Source organism: Methanospirillum lacunae, from assembly GCF_003173355.1.
GTDB classification, from domain to species: Archaea; Halobacteriota; Methanomicrobia; order Methanomicrobiales; family Methanospirillaceae; genus Methanospirillum; species Methanospirillum lacunae.
In genome coordinates this window covers 328,401-344,788 of record NZ_QGMY01000006.1, presented here as the reverse complement: position 1 = coordinate 344,788, position 16,388 = coordinate 328,401, and the positions used below count along the sequence as shown (strand labels likewise).

14 protein-coding genes are annotated in these 16,388 nt (G+C 41.6%); 5 read left to right on the top strand and 9 right to left on the bottom strand.

Annotated elements, in window-relative coordinates; genetic code table 11:
• Positions 1–21: 21 nt before the first annotated feature.
• Complete coding sequence (locus DK846_RS07480) at positions 22–570, bottom strand: pyruvoyl-dependent arginine decarboxylase (RefSeq protein WP_109968296.1); 549 nt, start codon at positions 568–570, stop codon at positions 22–24.
• A gap of 176 nt (positions 571–746) precedes the next feature.
• Here DK846_RS07480 and carA point away from each other — a divergent pair, with 176 nt between their 5' ends.
• The 3 genes from carA to DK846_RS07465 all read left to right on the top strand — a co-directional run bounded on the left by carA (position 747) and on the right by DK846_RS07465 (position 6,259).
• Entirely contained in the window at positions 747–1,802 is a 1,056-nt protein-coding gene (carA, locus tag DK846_RS07475; protein WP_109968295.1) for a glutamine-hydrolyzing carbamoyl-phosphate synthase small subunit, read from the top strand.
• Complete coding sequence (carB, locus tag DK846_RS07470; RefSeq protein WP_109968294.1) at positions 1,802–4,969, top strand: carbamoyl-phosphate synthase large subunit; 3,168 nt, start codon at positions 1,802–1,804, stop codon at positions 4,967–4,969. The genes carA and carB overlap by 1 nt, the downstream gene beginning before the upstream one ends.
• Positions 4,970–5,068: 99 nt before the next feature.
• On the top strand, positions 5,069–6,259 hold the full coding sequence (locus tag DK846_RS07465) for an argininosuccinate synthase (protein WP_109968293.1): 1,191 nt from the start codon (positions 5,069–5,071) through the stop codon (positions 6,257–6,259).
• A gap of 20 nt (positions 6,260–6,279) precedes the next feature.
• Here the strand turns inward: DK846_RS07465 and DK846_RS07460 are convergent, their stop codons facing one another.
• The 8 genes from DK846_RS07460 to DK846_RS07425 form a co-directional block, all read right to left on the bottom strand.
• Positions 6,280–7,050, bottom strand: a complete 771-nt coding sequence (locus DK846_RS07460) for a hypothetical protein (RefSeq protein ID WP_109968292.1) — start codon at positions 7,048–7,050, stop codon at positions 6,280–6,282.
• Positions 7,047–7,514, bottom strand: a complete 468-nt coding sequence (locus tag DK846_RS07455; RefSeq protein ID WP_109968291.1) for a hypothetical protein — start codon at positions 7,512–7,514, stop codon at positions 7,047–7,049. Before DK846_RS07455 ends, DK846_RS07460 begins: the two co-directional genes overlap by 4 nt.
• The gene (locus DK846_RS07450; RefSeq protein ID WP_109968290.1) at positions 7,511–8,827 is read right to left on the bottom strand and encodes a DUF58 domain-containing protein; all 1,317 of its coding nucleotides are present in this window, start codon (positions 8,825–8,827) and stop codon (positions 7,511–7,513) included. The genes DK846_RS07455 and DK846_RS07450 overlap by 4 nt, the downstream gene beginning before the upstream one ends.
• A gap of 2 nt (positions 8,828–8,829) precedes the next feature.
• Complete coding sequence (locus tag DK846_RS07445) at positions 8,830–9,825, bottom strand: AAA family ATPase (RefSeq protein ID WP_109968289.1); 996 nt, start codon at positions 9,823–9,825, stop codon at positions 8,830–8,832.
• A gap of 163 nt (positions 9,826–9,988) precedes the next feature.
• The gene (locus tag DK846_RS07440; RefSeq protein ID WP_109968288.1) at positions 9,989–10,867 is read right to left on the bottom strand and encodes a DUF4350 domain-containing protein; all 879 of its coding nucleotides are present in this window, start codon (positions 10,865–10,867) and stop codon (positions 9,989–9,991) included.
• The gene (locus tag DK846_RS07435) at positions 10,857–12,671 is read right to left on the bottom strand and encodes a hypothetical protein (RefSeq protein WP_109968287.1); all 1,815 of its coding nucleotides are present in this window, start codon (positions 12,669–12,671) and stop codon (positions 10,857–10,859) included. The genes DK846_RS07440 and DK846_RS07435 overlap by 11 nt, the downstream gene beginning before the upstream one ends.
• A complete protein-coding gene (locus tag DK846_RS07430) occupies positions 12,668–12,928 on the bottom strand; it encodes a hypothetical protein (RefSeq protein WP_109968286.1) in 261 nt (86 codons plus the stop codon). The genes DK846_RS07435 and DK846_RS07430 overlap by 4 nt, the downstream gene beginning before the upstream one ends.
• 112 nt (positions 12,929–13,040) lie before the next feature.
• Complete coding sequence (locus DK846_RS07425) at positions 13,041–13,691, bottom strand: hypothetical protein (RefSeq protein WP_109968285.1); 651 nt, start codon at positions 13,689–13,691, stop codon at positions 13,041–13,043.
• 513 nt (positions 13,692–14,204) lie between these two features.
• On the opposite strand from DK846_RS07425, the gene DK846_RS07420 reads away from it, so the two are divergent.
• Entirely contained in the window at positions 14,205–15,119 is a 915-nt protein-coding gene (locus DK846_RS07420; protein WP_109968284.1) for an SDR family oxidoreductase, read from the top strand.
• Positions 15,101–16,348, top strand: coding sequence for a nucleotide sugar dehydrogenase (locus tag DK846_RS07415; protein WP_109968283.1), 1,248 nt, complete (start codon positions 15,101–15,103; stop codon positions 16,346–16,348). The genes DK846_RS07420 and DK846_RS07415 overlap by 19 nt, the downstream gene beginning before the upstream one ends.
• The last annotated feature ends 40 nt before the right edge of the window (positions 16,349–16,388 follow it).

The following is a 16,388-nucleotide window of genomic DNA, read 5'->3' as shown; positions in this document are numbered from 1 at the left end:
TGGATAACCGTCACATCCGGGTTATTCCATTATAAATACTGCTGCTGCTATTACTGTCGTCCACTTTCCTGAAACATCACCCTTCGCAGATTGACAAATGTGTGATGTCTCAATGATCTTGCCGCTTGCCTTATAGATCTGTTCCCTTTCCTGCCAGGCGGTATCAGGATCAAACTCGATTCCTAGCGTGGTAGCCAGCATTGTTGCTGCGAGATCTTCTGCATACTCACCAGACTGGGTTTCTGTCTCCCCGTAAGTATGGTGTTCAGAAAGATATCCGTAATGATCCTGTTCTTTTGGCAGGGCAAGTCCTACTGCTGCACTGACAAGGCGATTTGGTTCATTAGTATCAGCACGTGCCATAACTGCATAGACGATCTCACCGGGACTCAAGTTGCGAAGTCCCTCAAGTCTGGTAACCTCTATGCATTTTGGGGGAAATATTGATGATACATAGACGAGGTTGAACATCTCAATTCCTGCGGCTCGGAGTGCTGCTTCAAAAGAAGCCAGCCTATCTTTGTGAATACCGACGCCCCGGGTAAAAAAGACTTTTCTTGGAACACTCATCATCTCATCATTCAACCGCGGTGTTCTTAAGATTGTTCTTAAGATTGTGCGCAAGACTCGATGACACCAGATAATTCTGAAAACTTAATGTACACAATGCTTCGGGAAATTATTTTGAAATTTTCTAGAAGGTATCGTTATTACGTTTTCAGGCTCACTGATATGGGACTTACACCATGAAGGCTGCGCTCGGATTAGAGGATGGACGATATTTTATCGGCGAGGGATTCGGGGTTGAGGGAGAGACAACCGGCGAGCTGGTCTTCAGCACGCAGATGACTGGGTATATGGAAGCGCTGACCGACCCCAGTTATCACGGCCAACTCCTCCTCTTCACGTACCCTCTTATTGGAAATTATGGAGTTGATCGGGAAAATTTTCAGAACTCCCGAGTATGGGCATCTGGGTGTGTGGTTCACGAGCTCTGCACGCAGCCGGCAGGCAGATCTACACTCTCCCAGTTTTTTGAAGAAGAGGGTCTCTTCGGAATAACCGGCGTTGATACACGCCACCTGACAATCAGTATCAGAGAGAAAGGAACTGTCAGGGCTGGAATCATCGTGGGCAGTGATGATGGAGAAGAGGCAGTTCAACTGGCCAGATCAGCACCTGATATCACAACCCAGGCACTGATTCCTGAAGTTTCATGCAAAGAGCCCTGGAATATGAAAGGAAGCGGACCTAGAGTGGCTGTGATTGATCTCGGAGTCAAGAAGAATATTCTTCAAAGTTTAAGCCACAGGAATGCAGACCTGTATATCTTCCCCCACGATGCAAAACCTGATGAGATACTTGCATGCAAACCAGATGCACTCTTTATCAGTAATGGTCCTGGTGATCCGGTCCAGGCTACAGGGGCTATTCATGCTGTGAAAAACCTTGCCGGCCAGTTACCTGTTTTTGGGATCTGTATGGGCAATCAGATATGCGGACTGGCTCTGGGTGGAGAAACACAAAAGATGAAGTTTGGTCACCGGGGTGCAAATCAGCCGGTCCGTTACAAGGATGGCCGGATAGCAATCTCATCCCAGAACCACGGGTTCGTCGTTATGGGAGATTCACTCCCTGAGGGTTGTCAGGTCACGTTCACCAACTGTAACGATGGAACACTTGAAGGATTTGAGGATGAGTATCTTGAACTCTTCTGTGTTCAGTTCCACCCGGAGGCTCATGCCGGACCGCATGATACAGAGAAGATGTACTTTGATATGATGATGCGGAGGCTGATTTAATGCCAAAAGACCCATCAATCAAGAAAGTGATCCTCATCGGGTCAGGGCCGATTCAGATTGGTCAGGCTGCTGAGTTTGATTTCTCAGGATCGCAGGCCTGCCGCGCCCTTCGTGAGGAGGGCGTTGAGGTTGTTCTTGTCAATAGTAACCCTGCAACCATTCAGACCGATCCTGATACTGCAGACATCATTTATGTTGAACCACTTCAGGCTGACGTAATCGCGAAGATTATTGCGAAAGAAAAGCCTGATGGAATATTATCCGGGATGGGTGGTCAGACCGGTCTTAACCTCACTGCAGAACTTGCCGAGATGGGTGCACTGGAGGGTGTTAGAATCCTTGGGACTCCACTTAAAGCGATCTATGAAGGAGAAGATCGTGAGAAGTTCAGGGATTTAATGCAACGGATAGGCGAGCCCGTCCCCAAATCTATGATTGTCAGTTCTCTCTCACAGCTCGATGAGGCCGCCAAAATTGTGGGTTTCCCTGCAATTATCAGGCCTGCATATACTCTTGGCGGGGCCGGCGGAGGAATTGCATACAACGCAGATGATCTCAGGCGAATCACCGAACTTGGCCTTGGAAAATCCAGAATTCACCAGGTACTTGTTGAAGAAAGTGTGGCCGGGTGGAAAGAGGTAGAGTTTGAGGTGATGAGGGATGCAAATGATACCTGTATCACCATCTGCGGTATGGAGAATGTGGATCCAATGGGTGTTCACACCGGTGAAAGTGTGGTGGTTGCTCCCATTCTGACCCTCCGTGATGATGAATTCAATGTTCTTCGTGATGCTGCGCTCAAGATCATCCGTGCTCTAGATGTACAGGGTGGGTGTAATATCCAGTTCGGGTTCAAAAAAGACAAAGAGTACAGGGTCATTGAAGTAAATCCCCGGGTCTCACGCTCTTCAGCCCTCGCTTCAAAAGCAACCGGATATCCTATTGCACGTGTAGCTGCCAAGATAGCAATCGGTCTCAGACTTGATGAAATTCTCAACACGGTGACGGGAAAGACTCCGGCATCGTTTGAACCATCAATAGATTATGTTGTTGTCAAGGTTCCTCGTTGGCCGTTTGACAAGTTCAAGACCGCAGACCGGACTCTCACAACTGCCATGAAATCTACCGGTGAGGTTATGGCAATTGGTAGATGTGTTGAGGAAGCATTCAAGAAGGCTCTTCGTTCCCTTGACAACGATGTAGATCGTCACACCAATCATGGCGAAATCCGCATGATCCTCTCAAGACCCACAGATGAAAGATTTGCAACACTCTTTGATGCTTTCAGGGAGGATTTCGGACTGGATGAGGTTGCAGATCTTACAAAAATAACACCTTTCTGGCTTGAAAAGGTCCGAAATATTGTTGATCTTGAACAGGTTCTAACGACTGGTGGTACAGACGAACAGGTAAGGCTGGCAAAGAAGTATGGTTTTTCTACAAGTGAGATCATCACCCTGACCAAACGGACAGAAGAGGAGATCAATACCCTTTGTGGTTCACCCTCGTATAAGATGGTGGATACCTGTGCAGCCGAATTTCCTGCCCAGACCCCATACTTCTATTCAACCTGGGGAGATTCCAGGTGCGAGATGGAGCCATCTGGCAAGAAGAAGGTTATGATCCTTGGATCAGGACCGATTCGGATCGGCCAGGGGATTGAGTTTGATTACTGTACCGTTCATGCAGTCACTGCCCTTCGTGAGATGGGTATTGAGGTACATGTTGTCAATAATAATCCAGAAACAGTTTCAACCGATTTTGATACATCTGATCGCCTTTTCTTTGAGCCAATGACTCTTGAGGATGTGATGAATATCCTCAAAAAGGATGAATATGATGGAGTAATGGTTCAGTTCGGAGGACAGAATGCCGTGAACCTTGCTGTTCCACTTCGTGATGAGATGGCTCGCGTTGGACTCAGGACCCGAATCCTTGGCTCAACTCCTGATGCCATGGATATGGCAGAGGATAGGGATCGGTTCAGTGTTCTCCTTGATGATCTCCGCATACCTTCCCCTCCCAACGGGTCAGCAACTTCTGAAGATGAAGCCCTTGCAACTGCTGATAAGATTGGGTATCCTGCACTGGTCAGACCTTCCTATGTCCTTGGTGGAAGGGCGATGGAGATCGTCCATGATACTGCAGAATTGACAGCGTATATGCGTGAGGCAGTAAAAGTCTCACGCAGCCATCCGGTTCTGATCGATCGATTTTTGCAGAATGCTATTGAACTTGATGTTGATGCAGTCTGTGACGGCACCGATGTTCTCATCGGTGGAATCATGGAGCATATCGAGGCTGCCGGGGTTCATAGTGGTGATTCGGCATGTGTTATCCCTACCCAGTCACTTTCACCAGAAATTTTGGAGACAGTACGTGACTATACCCGGAGACTGGCCCTTGGTTTAGGGGTAGTCGGACTAGTAAATATTCAGTTTGCGGTCCAGGGTTCGGTGGTCTATGTGCTTGAGGCTAATCCCCGGGCCAGCAGGACTGTTCCCTTTGTAGCAAAAGCGACAGGAATTCCCCTTGCTAAAATTGCAGCACGGGTGATGATGGGTATGAGGCTTTCTGATATGCCCTATCAGGAACGTCAGATCAAGCACGTTGCAGTAAAAGAAGTGCTTCTGCCCTTCAACAAGCTCCCGGGTGTTGATACAGTTCTTGGTCCTGAGATGAAAAGCACAGGTGAGGTGATGGGGATTGATTACGACTTTGGACGTGCGTATTATAAAGCCAGCATCGCAGCACATAATCGTCTTCCACGATCAGGCAATGTGTTTATCTCAATAACCCAGGATCTCAAAGATCATATCCTCCCAGTTGCCAGAGCATTTCATGAGAATGGTCTCAAAATATATGGAACGAGCGGCACTGTGGATTATCTTAATAGCCAGGGCATTCCTTCAAATCTTGTCCGCAAGATCCAGGAAGGTTCGCCAAATGTTGTAGATATGCTCAGGTGTGGAGAGATCAGTCTCATCATCAATGTCTTTGCAGACAGGAGAGCTCGTCAGGATCATATTCAGATTATGCGGACAGCTGTTGATTACGGAGTACCCTACATCACAACCATACAGGCAGCTCTTGCAGCTGCTGAAGCTATCAACACGGTCAGGGCTGAAAACCTGACTATTGAACCGCTGCAGCACTACATCTGCTGATTTTTCCCATCCCGCGGTAGAAAGAAAACCTGCGGGAGTTTTTTCTTTTCTTCATACCCATATATATGAGGATAATTCACATTTTCTGGAGATATTTATATGGGCAAAGGCACTGTAGTTCTTGCATATTCTGGTGGACTTGATACCTCAATCTGCATTCCACTTCTAAAGGAGCAGTACGGATACGATCGCGTTGTCACAGTTGCAGCAAATGTGGGTCAGCGGGATGATGAGATTGCGGTCGCAGAAGAGAAAGGCAAAAAACTGGCTGACCGTCACTATACAGTCGACCTTAAACAGGAGTTTGTTGACCGGTGTCTGTTCCCCTCTATTCGTGCAAATGGCTTGTATGAAGGGTATCCCATGGGAACTTCTCTTGCAAGGCCTATTATTGCCGAAGCGGTTGTTGAGATTGCAAAGAAAGAAGGAGCAACCGCTGTTGCACATGGATGCACAGGGAAAGGAAACGATCAACTCAGGTTTGACGTCGTCTTCAGATCTGCTGGTCTGGAGGTAGTTGCGCCCATTCGTGAGAACAACATGACTCGTGAATGGGAGATTGAATATGCAGAGCAGCATGGTGTCCCTGTTCCGGTCAACAAGGAAAAACCGTGGTCTGTTGATGAGAACCTGTGGTCGAGAAGTGTTGAAGGGGGTCATCTTGAAGAGCCTGATTTCCACCCACCTGAAGAGATCTATGCCTGGACTGTTTCAGCAATGAGTGCTCCAGATACTCCCCTTGAGATAACCCTGACCTTTGAGAAGGGACTCCCTGTTGCACTGAACGGGAAGAAGATGTCGGGGTATGATCTCATCCGTGAGATCAACCGGATTGCAGGGAGTCACGGAATTGGCAGAAACGATATGATGGAAAACCGGGTTTTGGGTATCAAAGCAAGGGAGATCTATGAACACCCTGCAGCAACAGTTCTGCTCACTGCACATGCTGACCTTGAGAGACTTGTTCTCACACGGGAAGAGTACGCTTTTAAGCAGTCGGTTGATGCAAAATGGGCGCAACTTGCTTATTACGGTCTAATCTATGAACCACTCTGGGATGCCCTCAATGCCTTTATTGACACGACACAGCAGCGGGTGAACGGAACTGTGGATCTCCGGCTTTACAAAGGAACCGTTACTGTGCTCGGCCGTTCATCTCCGGATTCATTCTACTCGGTCGACGTGGCTTCCTTTGATTCAAAATTGATTGATCAGACAGATGCTATTGGTTTCTCACATTACTATGGTCTTCAGGCACGGCTGGTAAAAGCGAAAGGGAAAAAGAATTAATTTCTTTAGAAGAAGGTTTTTTACGATATCGTGAAGAGAATCTCGACACGATTTTTCTTTTTATCTGGTCTACACCGCTCCACCATTACTGCCTGGTTTAATCCTTCTGTGAGTATCATCCCAAAAAGACTACATATTGCACATGGATTCAACGTACAACATGCAGGTGACTCAGTTGTTATTCTTCGGCATCCGTCAACAAGCAGATAATTGTCTAGAATAATTGAAAAACCCTCACCTGTTTTTTGGACATTTACTGTCTCTGCAATTTCCAGAAGTTCTTCTCCTGTCTCCTTTATGAGCTGGAGTACCTCCTCTTCAGAGTCGGGGATTACTAACCTGGCATTTTTCCTAAGATCTGATCTCAGGGTTTGTCCGGTTGGCTGCACAAGAACGCCAGTTCCTTCTTCTCCTGAAACAAAAATATCTCCTTGTAGTGTTCCACCAGAATATGTTGATACTGGTATGAATTGCATGATACATTCTTTCCCTGTTTTATGTGGTGGAAGAATCCAGGAATTACCCATGATTCCTAATTCTGATATGATTGTGCAGAAATTGATATGATTCTGGACTGGAATGAGTGATGAGATGTGATCATCGATAGAATCCTGCTTTGAGAACGTGAAGAGAAAAATTCCACAGAGAAACAGGATCATGGCCGAGATTACGACTGATGCAGATGTAATGTCTCTCCGATCAGTAATTGCCACTACCAGTAGAAGTAATGCGGCGACAGTTATCAGGATATATGAACTAAGAAAATCTCTATTTATATAGGATTTTTTCATACTTTCTCAACTCTGAACTCTTTTTTAAATCGAAATTCTGTTATCATCATTCCCAGAATTACCACCACTGATACAACGAGTATCAGTATCACCGGAATCATAGTATGGTTTATCTGATCGCTAAGTACTGTTATCACTCCAAGTAATCCAAATAATATAATTGAATAGAGTTGTTCCTGTTTCGTATGGGGAATATCCAGATTTAAGAGAAATAAACCGATAACCGGTATTTGAATTACCCATGCAAGAAAGGGAGAAGCGTACCATGCAGCAACACAGGAAAATTCACCCCATAATAACAACACGATTCCTTTCTCGCTTTTATGTGTGTAAAAAAACCAGATACAAAGGAAAATACACATTATCAGGGGATATACATACCAAATCGGAGAAAAATATGCGAGAGCAAACATACAGGCAATAAAGAGGCATAGATAGAGTTTCTCTAAGAGTGAAATAATCATGGTATCTCCTCAATTGTTTCTTTACGAAGTGCACTGTACTGAGCACATAATTTATGAGAACTGATCTTTTGCGTTGTTTGAATAACGAATTGGATTTTATCAAATCGTGCCTGATGTGCAATCTCCTTAATGTGGCTTACATCGCCATCACAAAGTGAGTACAAAGTGATAAACCCTGGTCTGACTGATAAAAAAATTCGTGAGATTTGAGATGAAAATCGGTTTTTTCCATTATCAAGGAGATGGTTCTTAAATACAGAATTTAAGAGAGAATAGTATCTGATTATTGAATTATTTACTCTATTCTTATTCAGGTTCTGAAAATCTTTCACGATTTTTCTGAGTTCTATCCTTTGTTTTGTACGGTAGAGATGATGCAACCTGATACGGGGGTGGAACTGTTCTCTTATAACAGTCATCCAACTGCCAGGATAATATTCATGGGAGAGGAAGGTGATGATATTGGGTCCTGAAATGATAAGAAGAGAAAGGATAGTTCCTTCTCGTGCCACATTTTCTATTTGTGCAGAAATTGCCATGACAAGTTTTGAAAAGTGCTTTTCATCATAATCCTGATCCACATCAGGAAGATCAATAATGAGTAATGGAGGATTTGATTCCAGGCTGGTAAATTCCCGTACATATAACGTATCACGTTTTGCAGACAATTTCCAATCGATGAGCCGTGAATCATCATCCTGGAAATATTTCCGGTATGTCTTTATGGTGCTCCCACGCTGTACCTGAATTGTATTTGTTTCAACTCCCTGAGACTGACGATCTGATCTCTTTTTTTCAAAGAATGGAGCTGGCTGCACAAGAAGAACCGGACCGTTATAAGATGATGTGGATAATCGAATTGTTGTTTCAAAGAATGGATCCTGCACGGTCACACTTCCTCCTGGAAATGTAATGCTTCCGTGGGAGATAGGAGAAATACTGTATGTAAGTGTCAATTTATGAGCACCTGAAAAAAGTGGATCTGTCTGATTCGTTCCATCTTCGATTTGCACACCGACTGGTACCATCTCTGAATAGATGGCTGTCATTCCCTCTTCTATTGTCAAGGATATTTTGGTTGTCACCATGCAAATCATCCCTTGTCTTACCAGGGATTTATCGATAATTCTCTTGACATCCACTGATTTTACAACTAATTTTAGTCGCTTAAAGAAAATGATGTAACGCCAGATTATGAGTACCCACAGAGACAGGGAAACTGCTAAAAGATCTGGTTTATCTAAAAAAAAAGTTAAAATTAAGAAAAGAAGAAACGCTGCAATAATAATCCGGGTACAGCGTTTCACTTTCACTGTTATTGCACCTCTACCGACTCCAATATTTCCTGTATTATTTCTGAAGAGGTGATGCCTTCAATTTCGGCTTCTCTTGTGAGATAGATCCGGTGTTTCAACACTTTCTGTGCAATCCATTTGACATCATCCGGAATTACATATTCGCGTCCTTGTAATGCAGCAAAAGATTTAACTCCTGATATAAATGAGATTGAGGCACGTGAAGAAGCACCCAGTGCAATATCAGGGTGATTCCTGGTTTTGATTATAATATCTCTGATGTAATGAAGAATAGGATCTTCAACGTGAATATCAGATATTTTTCTTATCAATTGTATGAGGGTTTCCTTCTCAATAAGTGGAGTAATGCTGTCAGCATAATTTTTCCAGTTGAGTTTACCATCTGAAGCTCTTCTGATGATCATAAGTTCTTCTTCAGAATCCAGATGTGAGGTATCCATACTAAACATAAACCGATCACGCTGGACCTCAATCATGGGAAAAGTCCCTTCCATCTCGTATGGGTTTTGGGTCGCAATGACGATAAACGGGTCAGGGAGTGGTATTGTATCTCCATCAATTGTTGCCTGTCTTTCACTCATGGATTCAATAAAAGCACTCTGTGCTTTTGGATTCATCCGATTGAGTTCATCAGCGAGTAGTATATTAGTAAAAACCGGACCTGGCTTAAGAACAAAGTCTCTCGATACTAAGTCATAGGTCCTGATACCGATGATATCTGCCGGCTGTATATCTACTGCACCCTGAATCCTTCTAAATTCACAGCCGGTAATGAGTGCAATGGATTTTGCGATTGTAGTTTTTGCAGTGCCTGGTACTCCCTCAATAAGGATATGACCATTAGCTAAAAGGGCAACGAGGATTAACTGGATAAGATCCTGATTTCCAACAATATACTCCTGTATTTTTTTAATGGCCTCCCTGTTCAAAGTTTCAAGGGTTGTAACGGTTGCATCATCAGTTTTATGGGAAGATTGATTATTGGTTTTATTCATCGCAGACTCCTGTAACCCAGAGGGATATGATATAATCAGTCAGTATCAGATTATTTGATTGGAATATTATAGTTCTTTGTTTGGTTTCATGTTTTTGTGTCATATTTTTGTTGTCCTTGAATTGAAAGACAGATACAGGGTCCTTTAAATCGTTTATGAAAAATCATATGTAACGCTTTTTTATAAACAGGATGATCAAAATGAAAAGGAGTAGGCCAATAAATGCAAGCATGGAAAGAGAGGAACTTTTGAGATCCTGCATTATGGTGCTATACCCATCCGTATCTGATGTTCTCGAATTTGCCTGATCAATTATAAGATGATTCGAGAGAGCAAGAATATTTTCAATAAATTTTCTATTATCCCATTTATCATCGAGACTATTCATTGTGTTTATAAAAATGCTCGGATCAGAGAGGACTATTAATTCTCCTTTCCCGATATGCTCACGAGTTACAACAGTATACTTACCAAGCATCTCCTTTTTTGTAATTCTTGCATTATTATCTGCATCTATCCAACTCATGAGGGTTGTTTTTATCAAGGGTTCTCCTCCTTCAAGTGCAGCCCCCTTATCTAATACGATGGAAGAGACGTTTCTGGTTAATGAATGATTAAAAACCGGATAAGAAACAATAGCGTATGAATCATTATATGCCCGATCGACACTGGCTACTATTCCTGGTAAAATCCGAATGGAAGAACCGATCCCTCTCAAAAAGTCATTGCCAGTCCCAAAATCATCGGCGAGAATGATTATGTTTCCTCTCTGGATATAAGATCGGTAATCTGATAACTCATAAGCAGAGTATGGCTTTTTTGGTGCAATTATCAGAAGAGTCGAGTTTTGTTTACCTGATAATGAAGATGTATTTGTAATATCTTCTGTTGTATGACGGTTTTGAAGATCAAAAAAATCTGATGTTCCATTCCACCCGGCATTATATCTGCTGAATTCGAGATTGTTTGTTGAAAGGTGAGATATGAGGAGAAAAACTGCGGCAATGATCAGAAGTAATGCAATACCGTTTTCAGTCTTCATGTTTCTCACTCAAATTGGAATCGGTTTCATTCATCAGAGTTTCAAAGGCTGTCTGTTCTTTCTTATCATTCTTACCGCCATATCTGATCCGTTCGTATTGCGATACAAACAAAGTAAAGATCCCTGAATAGTGATATCTCCGGATTTTTTGGATAACTTCACGCGGGGTCAGAGTAAGAGGTGGTGGCGGGTTTTGTAAATCACCGGCAATTTTCTCAATAAAATAAATGTATACATATCGTGCTGCTTCTGATAATCCGGAAACCTTGAGTTTTTCTGTGTAGCCGGATAATAATAGTTCTTCTTTTTGCGTTATGGTATCCTCAATATTTCCATTGAAAAATTCCTGTACATCGATATCATCAGGAATGATGACAGAATCCTTCTTATCTGGTAACGGAACTTCTTGTATATGAGTCCGGGATTGGCTTTTCCTTTTCAAATGCCAAAATAATATACCCAGGCTGAAAAGGACAATGAATCCGATGCTGATTTTCAGCAACTGTTCTGTTGAATCATCATAATTATTGACGGAGTTTCCAAGGAGCCGGATAGAAATGATACCTGTTCCAGAAGAGATGACTTCATATGTCGGGCTTACTGATGGATTGATCGGAAAAGATCGATCTGAAAAGAGAGTGTGAATAAGGTATTTTCCTTCAGGCAAAGTAAGGTTTAAACTATAATTTCCATAATTATCTGTTCTGGTTTCATTCCATGTTTGATTATTGACGATAAACCGAATGGGAGCTGATTGTACGCTCCGGTTTGTCATGAGAAGTCCGGATGTGTGTATTACCGGCTGAAATAACTCACCGGTAATATTCAGGGTAAGTGAAGAGTTTACCGAAGTTACGGTAAGGTTCATTTCTTCAGAATTCATAGAGCCCCAATGGGCTGAAACATTATGGGTTCCTTCTTGAATCCTTCCGATTTCTATTTTTTGGCGATATTCTCCAATATCATTCGTCGTAGTATTAAAATAGGTTTTATTATCAAGCCATATGCTTACATTGGCATTATTAGCCCCATTTCCTGAAGCAAACCCTGAGTACATAATCAGATCCCGGTATACTCCATGATCCGGAGAAATGATGAGTGATATTTTTCTTGCGATATTCAGGTTTGGTACAACTTCCGGTTTCTCCTCCTTAATGTCCTTTGTTATTTCGTCAACAAATCGATCAATATCTTCTCGTGCTTTCTGAGTTTTTGTTGGGTCCAGTTCATACGAGATACTCTGATTTATGATGTTCTGATTAACTGTATGATATCTGTCTCTGATCGACTGAATCTTCTTTTTTAATGCCTGACCCTGGTACGCAATAGTTGTGAGGCCGACACTATCTTTCTTATCCCGGTATCTGAATTCAAGTCTCTTTAATTCATCAAGTGAATATGATGAATTCATGAGTTCCCGGTATAGATCATCCTGGAGTTTTGTATTGTTGACAAAATCCTGAACTTCACTATCATTCATCTCAAGATTAATAACCAGGCTGTTCAGGTTCCGGTATTTCTTAGCGTATTGATCGAGATCATTTCTTGAAGATTCAAGATCCTGCATTCGTATGTTGAGAGCAATCGGTCCTGAGTAGTCAAGAATATCCTGCATTACTGAAAGCATATCTGTTGAACTATTGATGACGACTCGTTTTTCTGTATCAATGTTATTATGAAATCCTGATTTTGCAATATCCTGATCCAGGGAGTAAAAAACCGGTGGAACTGAAATCATACATACCAGGACAAGAGTGCTGATTGCCAGCAGAAGAAATGCTGTACTAATACGTAATGATTTCATGAATGGAGAATTACCAGTATTTTTTCAATGACAATGTATCCGAATATCAGGATACCAATTCCGATAATATATTTAATTTTTTTAAGATGAGTTGTTTGAAAATATCTGTAATCCGTCAGTTCAACAACAATCAGAAGACCGATCAACCAGAGCACAAAGAAGACTTCAAGATCAAATCTTCTTGCAGCCATCATGAACAGAGTAATAATGAGAAGCCATCCACACAGAGTCAGGATGGCAATATGCCTGGGTCGCATTATGCTAGCAATACGCTCCTTTGGTTGATGAATTGTATTTGATAAAAAATGAATGTAGTACCATAGATCACTATGAAAAATATATTGAAGATTCTGTCAATGATTTTCAATTTTATGCATTTGAAGATATTGTGATGGTATTTGATTTCTGAAGTTGTTTATCAATATAGATATTTACATCGACCGTTCCGTCAGTAATTCCTCCAGGAGAGAAATAGGATTCAGTACTGGCAGATTCGGCAGTGACGTTACCTGTCGTTGTATTAGTGACACCACCAAAGTCTATTGTTGATGTTACATTGCCGGATGCCGGGATTCCAATAAATGAAACATTGTACATTCCCCTGTTCAGTTCTTTCTGAATAGATGCATTAAATTCTCCTGCAGGTGAAACATTGTCAGTACGGGTTGCTTCAGTTCCATCTTCCCGTAATATACTCACAGTTGCAGGAGTTCCTGGTTCAAGATCAAACATTTTTGCCTGGAATACTGATACCCCGGATTCATAAGGAAACAGAAAGTTGTTGACTGTATAATCCATCTCTTCACCCGGAGTGGTTTTTACTGAAGCGTTTAAGGACATGTTAATGAGAGAATTCTGTGGAATATTATTGAGTGTCACCGTGACTTCCTGATCCGGGGCAATGGTTTGAGGAGAGATTTCGATTGAATATTCTGCCGATCCCGGGGGAATTATTGTAATTATGAGACATATGAAAAGGGATAATATTACGAAAGTACGAAATTCATATCTAAAAGCCATGTGTTTTCTTTTTTGAGTTGAGTTAATAAATATATGCCATGCATTACAGTCCGGGGAGAAAAGGAGCCCAAATATCGTTTTTACACGGGGGTGCTATTAGCCTGTCCAGGGTATATCCATAGTATATGGTGTCTTTTGATCAAAGTATAAATAGTGGCCGGATATATGTTCGGTTTCCTTTGGGGAATTTTAAAAATAGACGATTTCCGGTATATTTAGAGAAACCCTTAGATTGGGTTTAGAAAAATCTGCCATTTGGGCTTTAATTAAGAAAAGGAGTTCACTATGTATATCGGCATTATGATGGCCCCCTTCTATTAGATCTGATTCCGGGTATTCATAATACTACAATAATAATGTCCATTTACAAGGTATTTTTAGATTCTAATAATCATATACAAAGTTAATCATATGACATTGATCTATTGCATGGCAAATAAATAAATACCCTAATTCTGAAAAGCGTAATATTGAGTCTTGTTCCGGGATATTCTAGCCTGGACATACATTATCATGAAATATGTCATTACCGGAGGAGCCGGATTTATTGGTTCTCATCTTGCTAAAGCTTTGGCGATGGATCACGAAGTCGTTGTCATTGATAATTTGTTTAGCGGGAAAATGGAACATATTGTCCATACTCCTGTCAAGTTTATACAAGGAAGTGTCACTGATTTTTTGCTATTAAAACAGGTTTTTGAGGGTTCAGATGGGATTTTTCATGAAGCAGCCATAACATCTGTCCCTCGTTCAGTGAAAGATCCTCTTCCAACAAATGAAACGAATATTACAGGAACATTGAATGTTTTACTTGCTGCAAAAGAGATGAATGTTCGAAAAGTTGTTTTTGCATCTTCTTCATCGGTGTATGGGGATACTCCGGTTCTTCCAAAGACTGAAAATATGCCTCCAAATCCAATGTCCCCGTATGGTATTTCAAAATTTGCTGGAGAGCAGTATTGTAGGGTTTTTTCAGAATTATATGGTCTAAAAACTGTTTCACTTAGATATTTTAATGTATTTGGACCCTGCCAGGATCCCAAATCTGAATATTCTGCAGTTATTCCAAAATTTATTACCCGGATTTTGAAACATGAATCACCGGTAATATATGGAGATGGGAAACAGACCCGGGATTTTACGTACGTGAAAGATGTTGTACAGGCAAACATCAAGGCAATGGAAAGTAACATTGAGGGAGTTTTTAATGTTGCGTATAATCAGCAGATTTCTCTCATTTCGTTAGCTTCGTTGATTATGGAGTTGACGGGGATTACGGCCCCGATTATTTTTGAACGAGAGAGACCGGGTGACATCCGTGACTCTCTTGCTGACATTAGTAGAATTCAGAACCAAATTGGCTATACTCCACATTATTCAGTTAAATCCGGTCTTATGGAGACGATTGCATGGTATCAGAATCAATAAAAAATAAACTAGTGTGTGTTGTCGGGTTAGGATATGTAGGTTTTCCGCTTGCAGAAGCGTTTGCTCAACATATTCGAACGATAGGATTTGATATTGATCAACAAAAAATTGAATCAATTAAAAAAAGTCAACCCGGATTTGATGTAACATCTGATCCTCAATCCATTAAGAATGCAGATTTTGTTTTGATTTGTGTCCCTACTCCGGTAACAAAGGCCAAAGATCCCGATCTTGGTGCGGTTAGGTCCGCCGCTACCACCATTGGCCAAAATTTAAAGTCTGGTACAATTGTTGTTCTTGAATCGACAGTATATCCCGGAGTAACCGAAGATATTATGATTCCGATTCTTGAGAAAGAATCCGGGATGAAGTGTGGAACAGACTTTTTTGTTGGGTATTCACCTGAACGGATTAATCCAAATGATGATGAACATACGCTTGAAAAAATCACGAAAATAGTATCTGGAATGGATGAAAATACAACAGATATTCTATGTGATCTTTATGGGTTAGTTACAACAGTATACCGGGCACCAAATATCAAAACGGCGGAAGCTGCAAAAGTGATCGAAAATATACAGCGGGATCTCAACATCGCCCTCATGAATGAACTCTCAATTATTTTTCAAAAAATGAGTATAGATACTAAGGCAGTACTCAATGCAGCAGAAACCAAATGGAATTTTCATAAATATCGTCCAGGCTTGGTTGGTGGCCATTGTATTCCGGTTGATCCTTATTACCTTGTGTATAAAGCAGAAGAATTAGGATATCATCCACAAGTGATCCTAGCTGGGAGAGCAATCAATGATTCAATGCCCCGTCATGTTGCCCAAATGACGATAAAAGGGTTGAATGAAGCCGGTAAAGTGATTAGGAATTCTAAAGTCCTGATTATGGGTCTCACTTACAAAGAAGATGTTCCAGACACCCGAGAATCCTCGGTTGAAGAGATTATCCATGAACTCAAGGAATTCAAGATCGATGTATATGGATATGATCCGCTACTTCCAGATGAAGTTATTAGAAAGTTTGGGGTGATCCCTTTGCAGGATCCCAATATGAAAGTGGATGTGGTAATTATTGCAGTGGCTCATACACTATTTAAGAAAAAAAATATTCAAAATATTCGATATCTGATGAATACTAACCCAGTTCTTGTGGATGTTCAAGGGATGGTCAACAGTGATGAGGCGGAGAAAGTTGGAATGTTTTATCTTAAGTTATAATTTTTATTTGTGAAATTGTTTTGATAATATTAAAACACAC